The sequence below is a fragment of the Okeania sp. KiyG1 genome, from assembly GCF_014132355.1.
In the GTDB taxonomy this organism is placed as follows: Bacteria; Cyanobacteriota; Cyanobacteriia; order Cyanobacteriales; family Microcoleaceae; genus Okeania.
The window spans coordinates 52,170-68,942 of sequence record NZ_BLZO01000097.1 but is presented as its reverse complement, the minus strand read 5'-3'; the positions used below and the strand labels follow the sequence as shown (position 1 = coordinate 68,942).

The following is a 16,773-nucleotide window of genomic DNA, read 5'->3' as shown; positions in this document are numbered from 1 at the left end:
TTTTCCTGTTCATTGACTACGGGAAGACCACTAATACGTTTTTCTGCTAAAATTTTAATTGCCTCTTTCAACGGCATTTCTGGCTTGACAGAGATTGGATTATTGGTCATAACATCTGCTACAGTTTTAGTCATATTTACCTCAGATTTTGTTCTAGTTGGAGTAACTTTGAGAGCGTAAAAAGTAAAATTTTTCCTTTTTAGTTTTGGCTTCAATAGTAATCATAAAAGAAAGTACAACATACTATAATTGCACCTTTCTCAAATCAAAGCCTAAAATGTAGCATAAAGCTATATTAAGAATTTTTGACTAATGTCAACATCTGAAGGCCAAAAAATAGAAGTTTCTGCTCGCGATCGCTGTGTACTTGTCTGCCAAAATACATCTTGTCTGCGCCACAACTCTCAAGAAGTCCTCAAAACCTTCATAGCTGAGACAGAAAATATAGTTGGTGTTAATATCGAGGCCAGCAGTTGTCTAGGTCAATGTAGTACTGGCCCCACAGTAAGAGTTACCCCTGATGAAATTTGGTATTACCGAGTCCAGCCTACTAATGTCCCAAAAATAGTTAAACAACATTTTCAGGGCAATGAACCTGTAGATAATATGCTTAATCCTAGAATTCATCCTCGTTTCTAGGAGTAGGGAGTAGGGAGTAGGGAGTAGGGAGTAGTTAAGAGTCACGAGAAATGGGAGTTATAGAGTAGGTAATTGTTAATCATGGTTTCTTAATTGTCGCCATAGTTACCCCAAAATGCGCTCTTTTTGGAACCAAGGGCGACCTAACTCCTTGTACTTTTTCCGGACATAAAAAGGCATTTTCCTTTATCTGTCAATGCCTTTAGATTTAATCAGCAAGCCCTATATTAAATTTATTTTGTACAGGCACTTAATTCAACTAACCTATTTCACAATTGATATAGCAGTCAAAGCAAAGCTTAGGAGATTACTTCTGAATTCTGACTTCTAACTTCTAACTTCTGACTTTTGACTTCTGACTTCTGATAACACCCATTCCTTAATGAACTTGTTAACTTGTTCCGGTACTTCATCATGAGGGCAATGACCCGCCTCCAAAAAGTATTCTGTTAACTGAGGATAATACTTACGAAACTGGGCACTTCTACTTTGAGTATTTATCCAAGGATCTGCTTTTCCCCATAGCATGAGTAAGGGACAGTTTAACTGACCTAACAACACATCAACTTTTTCGCCAGATGGAGTTTTGAATATAGAAGCAAAGACTTTAGCTGCACCAGGATCGCAAGAAGGCCGATATATATCTTCTATTAGTTGGTCTGTAACAGCACTTTGGTCTAAATAAACTTTCTGTAGTGTTTTTCTGATAGTGCTACGTCGTCGCGTCCATTGAAATAATAAAAAACTAGGCCAATCTTGTAAAAGTAACCACTTTGTACTTTGAGAAATAACTTTTCTCCACAAGGGAGGTTTGGCAGTAGGCTGAGATTCACTAAAAGGTCCAGCGCTGTTCAGTAATATTAAACCTGCTGTGGAGCTTGGATATTGAGCTGCCACACACAATGCTGCATAACCTCCCAGAGAATTTCCTGCTAATACCACAGGTTTACCAACTACTTCAGTAATAAAGTCATTTAGTTGTTCTCTCCATAGCTGACCACTATATTGCCAGTTTGCTTTAGTCGAACGTCCAAATCCTAGCAAATCGATCGCCCAAACCTGAAAAAACTGGCTCAGATATCCAATATTTTTGCGCCAATGGTCTGTTGATGCTCCAAAGCCATGTATTAATAATATGGGTGGAGTTGCGGGATCGGACTTACCTGCACATACATAGTAGATAGACTGATCCCGCCATTGCCAATAACTGCCAGGAAGTGAAGTTGTAGTAGAGGCTGATGTAGTTAACATATATATATTATATATATAAATTTTTATTAAATTACATTAAGTATTATATCAAAATTGAGGCGGGATCAAATTATTTCTAAAATATTTCTCGTTAGCAATAAAAATCTATTAAAAAAATATAGGCCATAAAAAAGAAACCTATCGTAGATAGTAGATATTTAGATACTTTAAGTAGAAGATATATAAAAAATTTGCACTAATTTAGAAAAGGTACTTTATTTTTCTTAAGAGTTTTGATACTATAAAGATATGAAAGCAGGGATGCTCATAAAAGAAAAGATTTTTAACCGCACGAGGAGATTGACAAAGGTTTACTAAGAAAAGCTAGGGAGTTTTTTCAGTGATTGCTATCTCATCACGTCCACGTCTAATAGGTCAAAACTGGGTGACAATTAGCTTTGCTTCTACCCTGTATTTGTGTCCGATTCTCGACCTTTTACTGGCAGATGTTCCTAAACATTGGCATCCAGAACTACGATTAGGATTACAAGAAGCTTTGGTAAATTCTGCAAAGCATGGAAATAATTTAGACCCCAGTAAGAAAGTTTTTGTCCGTTTTTCAATTGTACAAGACCAGTATTGGTGGGTGATTTCAGACCAAGGCTCTGGTTTTAAACCACCTTGTAAATCAAACCAAAATCATAGGCAAACTGCTACTGATTCCGCAGAAAATTATTGTGATGATGAAAAAGAATGTGGTCGAGGCATATACATCATCTACCAAATTTTTGATTATGTGGAATGGAATTCCAAGGGTACAGAGTTAACACTATGCAAAAGAGTAAGAAATAACTCCAGATTACCCTTGGTTATATGAAGAATTTAAGTTAACTTCAACTGATTAATCCTTCTTTACTCCATGAGTTGGACATGGGGGAGCTGAAATAGATCGATCTAACCAGCTAGTAGCTTGTTTTAGACGTTCGATCGCTTCAGTAGGTTTTGCTTTAATTAGAAAAACTAGGGCAGCTACAGTTAGCTCTAATGCACGGACTTGGCGATTAGACTTAAGTCGATGCCAGTCTCTTTCTGGTATAGCAAGTCTTTGGGCTAAAGCTTGAGCTAATTCTAATGTACTATACTCCTGTAAATCTCTTTTGTTAGGAGTGTTGAGTTTGCTAGTTGCAGTTGCAGAAGCTGAGTTAGAGTTAAGCATATTTTCCTAGATTAATGTTTTCAGGTGAACTTACTATATTTAAGTATGCCAGTATGAATCCTCCTCCAGAACATTCTGAGAAAAAAATAAATGATGGGTGTTCAAATTCTGCATCAATTGATGGGGAGTCAGAAGTTTCAGAGACTGATTTTGCACAAGCACTAGCAGAGGTAGAGCGTTCCTTTGCTGCTCTGAAAGAACGTTATTCTCAAGTTCAGTATTATCAGAGGCGAAAAGCAGAATTAAAGCATCGCTTAGAAGAAGTAAGACCGGAAGTACGTCGCCAAAAAACTAATGAATTGAGAGAAGAGTTACAACAAATACAGACAGAATTAGAAACAATAGAATTAAATCTAGAGAGTAGTTTGTTTGGTTGGAATAGCATAAAAGAACCATTTTGGCAAGCCGTGAGATTTGGCGGTTTAGGAATTGCGATCGGTTGGATATTAAAATCTTGTGCTGGGTGATGTCAGGTTTTGGCTCTGAAAAACTTGGTATTGCATAGTAATCTGCTTTGGTGATACGGTTGCCGTAGTTGAATTAGTGAAGAAAACTAATGGCAACAGTAGCTAAGTATTATGAAGTTCCCTTAAAAAGACTGAATTCAAAAAATGCCCAAGGAGTTGTCTTCAGAGAGTTTGAAGATGTGAAAATAGATTTGTGCAAATGGCCTACTCAAGGAAAACGACCTCTAGATTATGATAAAAACAGCAAGATATTGCACGAGGTACTCTCAAGAGGTAGAATTAGCGAGTTAGTCCTGTGATGGATAATCAAGGAGAGTTATGGCTAAAATCAAGCTAATGCACGCTAAACTTCATCGCGTGCGGGTGACAGAAGCAAAGCGTGATGACGTTGGTAGCGTCACCATAGATTCAGAACTACTGGAAAAAGTAGGAATGTTGCCTCTAGAAGAATGTAGAAATAGTTAACATTAATAATGGTAACCGTTGGTCAACTTATGTTTTACCTGGTGAAGCAGATTCAGGTATAGTTTGTCCAAATGGAGGAGAGGCCATTATATGTGAGAAAGGTGATATTTTCATTGTTTGAGCTAGCGAACAATGCGATCGCTCCGAAATATTAGAAAATGGACATGAGGCCAAGGTGGTAGTGGCTGATGAAAATAACCACTGTCAAGAACTTCTCTATCAGACTTTAACTCCAAATCAAGGAAATGTTGAATTTCATTTCATTCTCTGCCAGCAATTCCAGAAGGTGAAACATCAGTGTATCTGGAAAAGATGATGGGAAAGAAGTAACAGTTAAAACTAAACCTTAAGGAATGAGGATTTATTAACTTCCAGATTCCCTGCACAGAAGCATTTCAGTGTAATACTCCTGGCCAAAAACTGTGGATCTTATTTAATTCTCATTCCCAAGGATGAAACTATAGTAGTAGGGACAATAATGATGACAACTCTAGCTCGGGAACTCAAAAGTGCTTTTCGGATAGAATCAGTTGCAACTGTGGATAACGGGGTGCAAGTCACTTGGAAAGATGGTCACGAAAGCTTTTATCATAACCTCTGGCTGCGGGATACTTGCCACTGTCCAGAATGCTTCCAGCGAGATACATTGAGTCTTAATAGTGGAGAAGGAGAAGGACACGATCCTCTGAAAATGCCACTAAATCCAATAACTGAAACGGTCAAAATTGACCGTGAAGGAAACTTGGACATTATTTGGGGTGGTGAAGAGCCAGGACACCACAGCGTATTCGATCCATCTTGGCTGCGGGTTCAATGTCAAAAAGAGCCCGCCCTGAAACAGCGACGTACTCCCCAACTGTGGGATTCATCAGTGTCTATCCCTCATTTTGATTATTATGAAGTGATGAAAGACGATGAGGCACTATTGCTGTGGTTGGAGAAGATGCTCGAATTGGGAGTGGCAATAATTGACAACTTTCCCAAAAATAAAGTAAGTTTTCAATCTCTAGTAGAGCGCATTGGTCCGCTCCAGCAGCGATATCATCCCACTAATATCTTTACCTTAGATACAGCTAACAAACTGGCAGGAAGTATTCATCACGCTTATCAATACATGGAACGTTTACATAATCATACCGATCATGTTTCCTACAACGTTCCTCCCAGACTGAAATTTTTGGGATGTATTCAATACGACAACCCAGATCATGACAAACAGGCTTATTCTACTTTGGTAGATGGTTTCAAAATAGCAGAAGTTTTGAGGGCGCAGCAGCCAAAATTCTTTGAGTTGCTGACTAAAGAGTATATACCAACAGGTCGCCGGCGGCTGAGTGTAGAGGAAAATGTATCCGATCGCGAACAGGGCAGTAAGAAATACCAATGGGACACTTATCATCGCCAGCACGTGATTAATGTAGATGAAAATGGGGAAGTCTACCAGATTCGGCACAATGAAAACGACCGAGTTCCACTAGATGTTTCCCATGACAAAATTCAAGATTTGTATGCTGCTTATCAAGCCTTTACAACTCTGGCTGAATCTCCAGAATACGTTGCCAAATTTCTCATTGCTCCCGGACAGGTCTTAGTTAATGATAACTGGCGGTTACTTCATGGACGGACGGCTATTCGGAATCCCGGACTACGACAAATTTTACTGGGAGCGTATATGAAGCCAGAAACATTCCGCAGCCGACGCCGACTGTTACTTGGAAAGAAAAGTGGGCTATCTAATATCTGGTTAATGGGATGTTCGGAACGGGCTCTAGAAATCTTGGCAGACCGCACCACGATCTAAAAAACGACTTCTATAGAATCCATTTGGTATCTTTGCCAGGGTAAAAATTTTTGAGTTACTCCTTGGTTTTTAGGTAGAGGCAATACAGGAAAAAGGTTGAAAAATACTTGCTCCACACCCCCTAACCCCATGCTGACAAGGGTAGGTTTTTCATCATCGACGGTATGGGGCGCGAGTGTAGTCCCAAAGAAGGATGGGTCAGTGCGTGATTAATGCAGCTTGGGTCAACCAGACTCTGTACTCCCCACACTACCCACACTCCTCCTATATTTTTAAATAGAGCCCAAATGGCTTCTATAGTAGTTATATCTGAATTTTTGACTACTCCACGCAGCTGTTGCCGAGGGGATTCTAAGTATATACTACGCAACAGGATAAATCCTTGTTGCTTCGTTTCTCATGATTCTGACCAAAGATGTATTCTTTGGGGACAATTTCCGCGGTGCCCCTACACAGTCGGCTTAAGTTTAACCCTAGCTTTCTGCTTACTTTTGTCTAAGAGACTGTTTGTAAAGTGTTGTAATATACAATTAAACTGTAACAACTTGGTTATTTATCCCAGATTTATAGGCTGAAATACGCAATTTGCCAGGGGTAAAAACACTTCATAATTCTTTACAAACAACCTCTAAACGTTTGTATATCCAGACAATAACACAGGACAACTAAAGTTGTCTAGTCTAAACGGCTCGCTTGTTTTCATCCCCCGGTTAAAACACGCTTGCTCTCAACGTCGCTTTTCGGTAAAATTGGACAGTTGTTTTAGTATGTGGTGAAATCATTTTGGATACAACAGACTGCTTAAAAATTGAATTGAAATGGCTGCAAAAAAATTAGCTCTTAGTCAGTTAACTAGTGACTGATTTATTTAGCGGCAAGTAATCTAATCTACTTTAAAAAAAAATTTGGAGGTGTAAAATGACAACAGTATTGCAACAACTAAAACCAGCTTTTCGCATCGAATCAATAGCAACCCTTGATAAGGGTGTGAATATTACTTGGAAAGATGGCCACGAAAGTTTTTACCATAACCTTTGGCTTTTAGATAGCTGTCGGTATCCTAAAAGCTTTCAGCGAGATACCTTGAACCTCAATAGCGGACACGATCTCCTGAAAATGCCTTTAAACCCAACTCCTCAAGAAGTAATGGTCGATCGCGAAGGCAATTTGGATATTGTTTGGGGCGGGGAAGAAACAGGTCATCACAGTGTATTTGATGCTTCGTGGCTGCGGGTACACTGCCAAAGCGACCAAGCACTCAAACAACGATCTCCCCTTCAACTGTGGGATTCGTCAGTGTCAATACCTCATTTTGATTATCATGAGGCGATGGAAGACGACGGGGTGCTATTGCTCTTCCTCAATAAAATGGTCGAACTGGGGGTGGCCGTCATTGACAACGCTCCGAAGAATGAAGAGAGCTTTCGGGCAATCATAGAGCGGGTAGGGCCTCTGCGCCAACGATATCATCCCACGAATGTGTTTACGATGGATAGAAGCGACAAGAAGGCTCAGGGTATTCACCATGCCTATCAAGCGGGAAAGTTACAAAATCATACCGATGTGACGGCTTATGATATTCCTGCAGGGTTGGTATTTTTCGAATGTATCCTCTACGAAAACCCGGATGGCGATCGCCAAGCATATTCCACGATCGTGGACGGTTTCAAACTGGCAGAGGTAATCAAAACAGAAAATCCCTGGTTTTTTGAATTGCTAACCACGGAATATATACCAGCAGGTCGCAAGCGACTTTTTGTCGAGGAGAAACTATCAGAGAATGAGACCAGTGGGCGGAAGTACGAATGGGACACTTATCGGCGTAACCATCTGATTAAATTGGATGAACATGGGGATGTGTATCAGATTCGGTACAGTCATAACACGCGGATTCCGCTAGAAGTATCCTACGATAAGATTGAAGACTTGTGGGCAGCCTATCGGCGATTTTCGGAACTGTTGCAAGATCCTAAATATATGACGGAATTTTTGCTAGCTCCAGGACAGGTATTGGCAATTGACAATTGGCGAGTCCTTCACGGGCGAATGGGTATTTTGAACCCTAATCTACAACGAATTTTGCTGGGAGCCTTTTTAGAGGAGGAAAGTTTCCGCAGCCGACGGCGAATTTTATTGGGAGATAAAACTGGGATGTCAGACTTGTGGTTAATGGGATGTTCAGACCGCGCTTTGGAAATTTTGTCAGATAGATATTTATAAAGACATTGCAGAATTTTAATCAATTGTAAGCCAAACACCTCATTTGATTACTGGAGCGATCGAATGGGGTTATTTTATCAAAAAATCTACATGACTAATCAAGTGAAATCTTGGCAACATAAATTCTTGGGAACCCTACAGCTTTTGTTGGGAAATTACAATTGATTAATACTATATTTTGATATAATACCAAAAATCAATCAAAATAGCAAGTCTGATCGACAGGATTAAACCAATGACAAAGCAACGAATTGCTGAAATATTAAGAAGCGGTAAACCTGATGAAAAAGTAACAATTCAAGGGTGGGTACGCACGAAGCGAGAGTTGAAAGAATTTGCTTTTGTAGAGGTTAATGATGGTTCATGTTTGGCTAACCTACAGGTAGTATTAAATCCTGATATACCAAATTATCAAGAAATTTTGCAGCAAATGAATACAGGCGCCTCCATAGAAGTAACTGGTATTTTGGTAGAGTCACCAGCAAAAGGGCAAAGAATTGAACTTAAGGCAGAAAAGGCGATCGCTTATGGTGATGCCGATCCTGAAACATATCCTTTGCAGAAAAAACGTCACTCTTTTGAGTTTCTTCGTACTATTGCACATTTGCGGGGACGCACTAATACTTATGGCTCGGTTTTTCGTGTGAGAAATGCTTGTGCTAATGCTGTGCATCAATTCTTTCAAGAACGAGGTTTTTTGTGGGTTCATACTCCTATTATTACTGCTAGTGACTGTGAGGGTGCAGGGGAAATGTTTACTGTTACTAATTTGGATTTAAAGAAAGTTCCTCTGACAGAAAAACAAGATGTTGATTTTAGTCAAGACTTTTTTGGAAAGCCTGCTTTTCTAACAGTAAGTGGGCAGTTAGAAGCGGAAATTATGGCAACTGCTTTTAGTAATGTTTATACGTTTGGTCCGACTTTTCGAGCGGAAAATTCTAATACTTCTCGACATTTAGCTGAGTTTTGGATGATTGAACCTGAGATGGCTTTTTGTGATTTGGAAGGGGATATGGATTTGGCTGAGGAATTTTTGAAACATATTTTTAAGTCTGTTTTGGAAAGTTGTTCTGAGGATATGGAATTTTTCAATAAACGGATTGATAAAACAGTTTTTGAAACGGCGGATACGATTATTAATAATAGTTTTGAAAGGATTACTTATACTGAGGCTGTTTCTTTGTTGGAAAAGACAGATAAAAAGTTTGAATATCCGGTAGAATGGGGTTTAGATTTACAGTCGGAACATGAGCGTTATTTGTGTGAGGAATTGTTTAAAAAACCTGTGATTGTGACTGATTATCCAGCAAAAATTAAGGCTTTTTATATGCGTTTAAGTGATGATGGTAAGACGGTTAGGGCAATGGATGTTTTGGTGCCGAAAGTAGGAGAAATTATTGGTGGTTCTCAGAGGGAAGAACGTTTAGATATTTTGGAGAAAAGGATAGATGAACAGGAGATGAATAAGGAGGAATTATGGTGGTATTTAGATTTGCGTAGGTATGGTACTGTGCCTCATGCGGGATTTGGTTTGGGATTTGAAAGAGTGGTGCAGTTTATGACAGGAATGGGGAATATTCGAGATGTGATTCCTTTTCCTAGGGCACCTTTAACTGTGGATTTTTAATGTTAGGAATTATTGGGAAATGTGTAATTTATTTTGTTTACTTCCCAATCTCTAATTATTAATTATCCATTGCTAAACACCAGGCATTTATAAAAATACTCTGTAATATCAAATCCGGATAATTACTATATCCAAGTCATTACGACTGGAACGGAGTGGAAGGAAGCAATCTCAGAGGTTGATGAGATTGCTTCCTATCGTCGCAATGACAATTTTTCAACTGGATTCTATTATAAAATATCCTGCCTGTTTTAATCTAAAAATATTTTTATTCCCTAAAAATTATGTCAGATGAGTAGATCGTAAGTAGGGATTTCCATGGAACGTTCCTACAATGTTTTGATTGTGACAATGAAGTTCATTTATTTGAGAAGTGCTAAAATTAGTCTAATTAATATTAATATTTGGAGTAATTATGGCTGGTAAACTTTTACGGAATATTTTCGGAGAAAATTTGTCGGGCACTATTAAAGGTGGAGTTGAGTCAGCTAAGGCGGTTTTTAAACTAGCAGAAGTAATAGAAAAAAATGAGGATGCTGAAGCATTAAAACCTTTTATTGAAAATATTGATTCTATTTTAGATGTACTAAATTCTCCTCTCGGACAAGTTGCTGGAGCAAGTTTACCTTTTGTGTCTATTGCAACTGGAATTATTTCTTATGTTGTTAAACAAAATAAGAAAGAACCAAGTTTAGAATATGAAGTGCAGTTGGTAGCTCAGGTGGCTTATTTAGAAAGTATTAGAAAATCTAAAATATCGGATATACTGACAGAAACTAAAGAAGCATCGGCAGAGGTACAAAAAAAGATTAAAAAGTTAAATGATGAGTTGGAATTCAATGAGGAAGATGCCGAGAAAACTTTGATTTGTTTTTATGATTCTCCACTCAGAAAAAAGTTTAATGAGATTTTATTGGCACGTCTGCAAGAATCTGGTTTGGATGAACCTAAAGCTAAAATAATCACAGAAATAATCTCTCGCGATACTCATCGTTATATGAAAAAAGCGGTGTTAGAAGTGAAAGATGATGCTAAAAAATTAGCTGGTATTTATGGTGGTAATTGGCAGAATGATTTAGAAATTTATAGCAGTATTGATGATTATTTGGAGGAGGCGATCGCTACTAAACCAGAAGAAAAAGTCTTTGATGAAAATTTCACTTTTAAGGATATTTATGTACCACTAGAAGTTAAACCTGTTAACTCCGATGGAGAAGTTGATAAAAATGCTGAATCTCAAAATATTGAGGAGTGGGGAAAAACAATTTTATTGGATGAAAACAAAGACAAACAAGTATTATTTATTCAAGCGGGCCCGGGAAGAGGAAAAAGTGTATTTTGCCGAATGTTTGCTGATTGGGTGCGCCAGGAACTACATCCTATTTATACGCCTATTTTGATTCGGTTACGGGATGTCAGAAATTTTGCAGCAAATATTGATGAGACTCTAGCTGATGCTGTGGGTAGGGATTTTGTCAAGACCGATAGCGGTTGGTTGACAGACCGCAACACTCGATTTCTATTTTTGCTGGATGGGTTTGATGAGTTGTTGTTGGAGCGGGGAGCGAGTAATGAGTTGAAGGTATTTTTAGACCAGGTTGCGAAGTTTCAGAAAGATGCAGCAGATAATAAGAAGGAGCGCGGTCATCGGGTATTAATTACGGGTAGACCTTTAGCACTTTATGGCATTGAAAGGTTGATGCCATCTAATCTGGAGCGAGCGAGTATTTTGCCGATGGGTGATGATATTCAGCAACAGTGGTTTGAGAAGTGGCAGACAGTTGTAGGGGGGAGTGGAAACAGAAAAAGTTTCGGGAATTTTTGCACAGCCAAAAATGTCCATATCAAGTTAAGGAGTTGGCGCGGGAGCCACTTTTGTTATATTTGTTAGCTGCCATGCACCGGGATGAGCAGTTGCAGGGAGAGATGTTTGCTACTGCTAATGTTAATGGTACAAAAGTTTTGATTTATGAGCAGGCGTTGAAATGGGTACTGGAAAAACAGCGAGTAGAAGAGGGTAAAAATCTTAATCCGGAAATTACGAAGTTGGAGCCAGAAGATTTAGAAATTTTGTTGGCAGAAGCGGGGTTGTGTGTAGTGCAGTCTGGTGGGGAATATGCTGCTATAAAAATGATTGAAGACCGACTGGTGGAACAGGGATATAATGAGTTGCAGGTGTTAATTGAAGAAGCTAGGAAAGATAAACAAGAAGATGGGTTGAAAAATGCTTTAGCTGCTTTTTATTTGAAGTCCGCAGCAAAGGCAGAAAATTCGGTAGAGTTTTTTCATAAGAGTTTTGGTGAGTTTCTCTGTGCTAAACGGATGGCAGAAAGTCTGGAATATTTTACAGAGAAAACTGGGAAGCGACGTAAGACTTATACGGTGCCTGATAAAGACTTAGAATGGCAGATTTACGATCTGTTTGGTTATGGCAGTTTGACGGCGGAAGTTGTGGAATATTTGATGGCGTTGTTGGTGAAAAGTGAGGTGGATTTGCTGGTGTTGTTTGAGCGGTTGCATGGGTTTTATCTAAAGTGGTCTGATGGGGAGTTTATTGAGGACACAAAGAAAACTTTACCTCTGGAAAAGGCGAAGCAGTTGGAGCAGTGGGATATTCAGTCTGGGCAACGTCGGGTGGATATTTATACGGGGTTGAATGTGATGATTTTGTTGTTTGAGTTGCATCGTTATGGACAGTCTCAGGAGGAGTTGCGGGAGGAGTTGCATTTTCATCCTTGTGGTGAACATGGTAGTGAAGATTTTGAAGCAACAAGACTACTTAGGATTATTAGTTATAGTGAATGTCTTGGGAACGCTGATTTTGCGGACATAGTAGGTAATTTTCTCACTAATGCGGACTTCAGAGGTGCTTATCTCGCTACTGTTATCCTCTGTGGTGCTACCCTCATAGATGCTAACCTCAGAGATGCTAATCTCAGTAATGCGGACTTCAGAGATGCTGATCTCACTTGCACTGACCTCAATGATGCTCAACTTATTCACGCCAACTTCAGTGGTGCAGAACTCACTGGTGCAGAACTCACTGGTGCAGACCTCAGTGGTGCTAACTTAGATGCTATCCTCATATATGCTAACCTCATAAATGCTAACCTTATAAATGCTGACCTTAGTGATGCCACTCTCAGTGGTGCCGACCTCAGTGGTGCCGACCTCAGTGGTGCCTACCTCAGTAGTACCGACCTCAGTGAGATCAAATGGAATAATCAAACCAACTGGTCAAATACTATCGGTTTACATGAAGCAAGAGAAGTTCCAGAAGACCTACAACAAAATCCAGCATTTGCCGCCGCAGTTGCTCAGTCGCGAGCAGCAAGTCAGGAACAAGAGTAAATTTTGTAGGGTGCGTTTTCTGCTGAGTTTGTAGGTTGGGTTGACGCCAGGAAACCCAACACCAAGATATATCTGTTGCGTTGCCCGAAAATCTTGTCTTAGGGAATTTCCCCCATGAATAACTTTCCTAATATCGCCTTCAAGAAACCTAACAGCAACCTTGTAGATGTTGGGTTTATCCTCCGGATAAGCTCCGCTAACGCCAGCTCAATCCAACCTACATTATTAGCGATCGCTCCCCATAGGAGTTAAACGCTATTAACCACTACTATATAAAGAAACCCGGTTGCTACCGTAAATCATTATTTTTAACAATAGACATTTACAAGAAGTCGGGTTTTTAGTTTCCCCCTGCCTAAACCCTGTATAATTTTAGATGTACCAATATTGCCAAAGTTACATAAATTAATATGACTGCTGAATTGAATAGTAAGAATTTGGGAGAATTTTCCTTAAAACCTAAAGCTGTCCTTGTTCACGATCCGACTCCGTTTGGTGTCTTTAACTCCCCCGGCGGGAAGTCCCGCGCTCTCCCGTAGGGGAGCGTCGGGATGAAAGCCGGGCCTTATTTGTGTGGTTTGTCGTTATTTTTGATATAATAACTCAAGTAGATATAAAGGTCGATTCTGGGATGCTATTGAAATATAAGTACAAGCTAAAACCACATAAAAGGCAAGCGGTAATTATATCTAACTGGTTGTCCATGGCTAGGAAGCAATATAATTATCGTTTAGCTGAAAGGTTAGACTGGTTTGAAGCTACGCGCACACCAGTTAACGCTTGTCCACTTAATGTTTCAGTAGTACCTGTAGAACGGATTTATCAAAATATTCCAGAGTTGAGAACGCAAACGCGCGACGGTAGGAAAAAAGACAGCAATGGTAACCCGATAACCAAGAAAGGAGATCGGCATCCGAACATAGTTAATGGTTATGTTTTGTGGGAAATAGTACAGCTAGCAGACTTAGCACAAGCTAAAAAACTCTTCCCTGAGTATAAGTCCATGCACTCCCAGGTTCTTCAAGACGTTATTCAGCGCGTGCAAAGTACGATGGATAACTTTACCTTACCCGATAAGAACGGCAAAACCAGTGGGAGACCTAAATTCAAAGGCAGCCATTACTATAATTCTTTCACTTATCCTCAGTTATCAAATACCAATATTGTCAAAAATGCTAACGGTCGTTGTTGCGTTAATCTACCAAAGATTGGTTTAGTCCCCTTTGTGTACAATCGCTCAATACCATTAGGTTTCAAGGTTAAGACGGGTACAGTAATTCGAGAAGCGGATGGATACTACATCAGTTTCACGATAGAAGATAAAGCTGTACCTGTAGAGGTTGTAGAAATTCAACCCACCGAAGAAAATTCTAAAGGTATTGATTTAGGACTGTTGCACTATGCTGTTACGTCTGATGGGGAGTTTATAGAAGTACCATCATTTTTCAGGTTCTCTGAACATAGATTATCTAAACTACAGATGAGATTGGCTAAGAAACCAAAGCACTCAAAACCTTGGAAAATTCTCAAAGGTAAGATAGCAAAACTGCATCAACTAATAGCGAGGCAAAGATTAGACTGGCAATTCAAATTAGCTTATCATCTGTTTTCAGACGTAAATGTTATTTTCATCGAAGACTTGCAGGTAGCTAATTTAGTCCGACGTTGCAAGGCAAAGTTAGGTGATAATGGTCAGTTTTTACCCAACGGCCAATCAGCCAAATCAGGATTGAATAAGTCTTTGCAAGATGCAGCTTTTGGTCAGTTTATCCAAGTTTTACAGTATGTAGCCTGGAAACTTGGCAAGCGAGTTATCAAAGTAAATCCAAAGGATACATCTCAACATTGTTGGCAATGTTTGAGCAAAGTACCTAAAAGCTTATCAGAGCGCTGGCATTCTTGTCCGGAATGTGGACAAGAACTAGATAGGGACTATAACTCAGCACTTCTGATACAGAAAATTGGATTGTTATCAACACAGGAGGAGGACATCACTTCTGTTAAAACTGCGGTCAGGGTATCCCAGACTGAAGAATCCCGCGCTCTCCCGTAGGGGAGGGTCGGGAGTATGTCAATCAGTTTATACATATTCACAAAAAAGAAATTCAAGAATACTATCTTTTTCGGGAATTCCCTCAACCAGAACTCTATCAATCCCATCATCAAGAATTTGTAAATGCACTCAAAGCAGAGATAGGATATGTCTTTTATCTATCAGATATTTTATCCTCATCGACTAATCAATTACTAAGTAAATGGCAAAATTATCTATCAAAAAACCCGAATTTAGTTTTTACTCGTGATGCTTTTATTACCCTTCCTTGGATGCCAGATAGCTATTTGCGCGGTAAAATGGGAAAAAAAATTAGGCAGCTAGAGCCTGAACTCATGTCAGACATTGGTGAAATTTTAGGCTTGAAGGAAATTCTCAAAATTCCCGATCCATTGGTATTAGAAGGAGGAGATGTGATTCCTTTTTGCCATCAAAATCAGCGATACTTGCTAATTGGATATGGTAGAAGAACAACTAAAGAGACCTTATATTTCTTACAAGAACAACTCATTGGCAGTGGAATAATCGATGGTATTGTTGGGATAGAACTAGCTCAATGGCGCATTAATCTTGATGGAGGGATGTTGCCAGTGACTGACGATGTTATTATCACTCATCCCGAAAGTCTAATTAATGGTATTCTTTTAAACCGAACAGAGACACAAATTAATCCGATTCATTTTTTCAAAGATTTAGGATTTCAATTTATAGAAGTCACTCAAGAGGAATCTCTTTATCGACTAGCTTGTAACTGTTTTTGCTTGGGAGAACGCAAGATAGTCGCTTACGATCTCTCAGAACGAGTCTACAACTTATTAAGACAGCATCATGTAAATGTCATTCGAGTCCAAGGAAAAGAGCTAGTTAAAGGAATAGGAGGACCAAGATGTATGACTAGACCTATTTATAAAGAGATTACAACCGAGGCTTTTTCCTAAAAACTAACCAATATTAATGGATAATTGATAATTGATAATTGATAATTGATAATTGATAATTACCTATGCATTATGGTTACAAAATAGAAGAAATTTATCCAATATTGGGTAATTAATATTGAAAATTTGTATCAAGCTCCCAATATTTCATCAACAGTAAAAGTCACATTAGGCAAAGCTTGAATTGACACAGTTTCACCGCTCTTAAAAGTCTGCACAATTTCATAACCATTCGCAGTAGGTTGTCGATAAACTTCCAGACATTTTTGAGGAAGATTCACTAACCAAACTTCAACTGTTCAGGATGCGAGAACTTTATTACAGGAGTTTTCAGATTGATTAACCACACCGTCATAGCCAAAACCCTGGTTAAAACTACTGTAAACCTAGCTATTTTGTAATTGATTCCAGAAAAATTATTTTTTGTAACGAAGCAAAGAAATATCCCCTCAATCTACTATTTAATTTTGTCTGTTTTGCTATTTAGTTTTTCTGTCTTTAGTAGGGGGATATTTCACTATAAGTATATAACCAGTGTATTTTGCATTTGTCAAGAGCCTACTATCATTTTTCTCAAATCTTAGTATTCAGAGGCGCATTATGACTTAGAAGAACAAGATAGTGCAAGATTTATGAAAAAGCCTAGCTGTACTAATTTGCGTGGAGTTGAGTTACGAATAAATACGGGGAAAATATATCCCGCCGCACATTATACTAAGTACATCGCTGAAAGAACCTACATACCGGAATTTTGTCAAGTTCTAACCTTGATATACTTAGCATCATCTAGCTAAGGATATATTCT

General features: G+C 39.0%; 17 protein-coding genes. 13 read left to right on the top strand and 4 right to left on the bottom strand.

The features are described 5' to 3' along the window. Positions 1-134 (bottom strand): CBS domain-containing protein (locus SAGCYANO_RS23870; RefSeq protein WP_202222361.1); only part of this gene is annotated, 134 nt, incomplete at its 3' end. 178 nt (positions 135-312) lie between these two features. Here SAGCYANO_RS23870 and SAGCYANO_RS23865 point away from each other — a divergent pair. Next, positions 313-639: a ferredoxin gene (locus SAGCYANO_RS23865; RefSeq protein WP_202222360.1), complete on the top strand. Its 327-nt coding sequence runs from the start codon at positions 313-315 to the stop codon at positions 637-639. Positions 640-966: 327 nt separating this feature from the next. On the opposite strand, the gene SAGCYANO_RS23860 is transcribed toward SAGCYANO_RS23865, so the two are convergent. Continuing rightward, complete coding sequence (locus SAGCYANO_RS23860) at positions 967-1,890, bottom strand: alpha/beta fold hydrolase (RefSeq protein WP_202222359.1); 924 nt, start codon at positions 1,888-1,890, stop codon at positions 967-969. A gap of 340 nt (positions 1,891-2,230) precedes the next feature. On the opposite strand from SAGCYANO_RS23860, the gene SAGCYANO_RS23855 reads away from it, so the two are divergent. Beyond that, positions 2,231-2,707, top strand: coding sequence for an anti-sigma regulatory factor (locus SAGCYANO_RS23855; RefSeq protein ID WP_202222358.1), 477 nt, complete (start codon positions 2,231-2,233; stop codon positions 2,705-2,707). A 24-nt stretch (positions 2,708-2,731) separates the two neighbouring features. Here SAGCYANO_RS23855 and SAGCYANO_RS23850 read toward each other — a convergent pair whose 3' ends face one another. Continuing rightward, complete coding sequence (locus SAGCYANO_RS23850; RefSeq protein WP_202222357.1) at positions 2,732-3,046, bottom strand: DUF6439 family protein; 315 nt, start codon at positions 3,044-3,046, stop codon at positions 2,732-2,734. 14 nt (positions 3,047-3,060) lie between these two features. On the opposite strand from SAGCYANO_RS23850, the gene SAGCYANO_RS23845 reads away from it, so the two are divergent. The 11 genes from SAGCYANO_RS23845 to SAGCYANO_RS23805 all read left to right on the top strand — a co-directional run bounded on the left by SAGCYANO_RS23845 (position 3,061) and on the right by SAGCYANO_RS23805 (position 15,968). Next, positions 3,061-3,513: a DUF2203 domain-containing protein gene (locus SAGCYANO_RS23845; protein ID WP_237396605.1), complete on the top strand. Its 453-nt coding sequence runs from the start codon at positions 3,061-3,063 to the stop codon at positions 3,511-3,513. 89 nt (positions 3,514-3,602) lie between these two features. Beyond that, positions 3,603-3,812 (top strand): hypothetical protein, encoded by a 210-nt coding sequence (locus tag SAGCYANO_RS23840; RefSeq protein WP_202222356.1) that lies wholly within the window; start codon positions 3,603-3,605, stop codon positions 3,810-3,812. A gap of 19 nt (positions 3,813-3,831) precedes the next feature. Further along, positions 3,832-3,978, top strand: a complete 147-nt coding sequence (locus SAGCYANO_RS45470; protein WP_237396604.1) for an aspartate 1-decarboxylase — start codon at positions 3,832-3,834, stop codon at positions 3,976-3,978. Then, a complete protein-coding gene (locus SAGCYANO_RS45465) occupies positions 3,971-4,099 on the top strand; it encodes an aspartate 1-decarboxylase (RefSeq protein ID WP_307785963.1) in 129 nt (42 codons plus the stop codon). Before SAGCYANO_RS45470 ends, SAGCYANO_RS45465 begins: the two co-directional genes overlap by 8 nt. 357 nt (positions 4,100-4,456) lie before the next feature. Next, complete coding sequence (locus SAGCYANO_RS23830; protein WP_237396602.1) at positions 4,457-5,779, top strand: TauD/TfdA family dioxygenase; 1,323 nt, start codon at positions 4,457-4,459, stop codon at positions 5,777-5,779. 918 nt (positions 5,780-6,697) lie between these two features. Then, positions 6,698-7,999 (top strand): TauD/TfdA family dioxygenase, encoded by a 1,302-nt coding sequence (locus SAGCYANO_RS23825; RefSeq protein WP_202222355.1) that lies wholly within the window; start codon positions 6,698-6,700, stop codon positions 7,997-7,999. 235 nt (positions 8,000-8,234) lie between these two features. Next, the gene (asnS, locus tag SAGCYANO_RS23820; protein WP_202222354.1) at positions 8,235-9,626 is read left to right on the top strand and encodes an asparagine--tRNA ligase; all 1,392 of its coding nucleotides are present in this window, start codon (positions 8,235-8,237) and stop codon (positions 9,624-9,626) included. A gap of 415 nt (positions 9,627-10,041) precedes the next feature. Continuing rightward, a complete protein-coding gene (locus SAGCYANO_RS45460) occupies positions 10,042-11,517 on the top strand; it encodes an NACHT domain-containing NTPase (protein ID WP_237396598.1) in 1,476 nt (491 codons plus the stop codon). Positions 11,518-11,522: 5 nt separating this feature from the next. Further along, positions 11,523-12,977 (top strand): pentapeptide repeat-containing protein, encoded by a 1,455-nt coding sequence (locus SAGCYANO_RS49405; protein WP_307785962.1) that lies wholly within the window; start codon positions 11,523-11,525, stop codon positions 12,975-12,977. A gap of 631 nt (positions 12,978-13,608) precedes the next feature. Further along, entirely contained in the window at positions 13,609-15,030 is a 1,422-nt protein-coding gene (locus SAGCYANO_RS23810; RefSeq protein WP_202222353.1) for an RNA-guided endonuclease TnpB family protein, read from the top strand. Next, positions 15,012-15,968: a dimethylarginine dimethylaminohydrolase family protein gene (locus tag SAGCYANO_RS23805; protein ID WP_202222364.1), complete on the top strand. Its 957-nt coding sequence runs from the start codon at positions 15,012-15,014 to the stop codon at positions 15,966-15,968. Before SAGCYANO_RS23810 ends, SAGCYANO_RS23805 begins: the two co-directional genes overlap by 19 nt. 131 nt (positions 15,969-16,099) lie before the next feature. On the opposite strand, the gene SAGCYANO_RS23800 is transcribed toward SAGCYANO_RS23805, so the two are convergent. Further along, positions 16,100-16,249 (bottom strand): hypothetical protein, encoded by a 150-nt coding sequence (locus SAGCYANO_RS23800; protein WP_202222352.1) that lies wholly within the window; start codon positions 16,247-16,249, stop codon positions 16,100-16,102. Between the last annotated feature and the right edge of the window lie 524 nt (positions 16,250-16,773).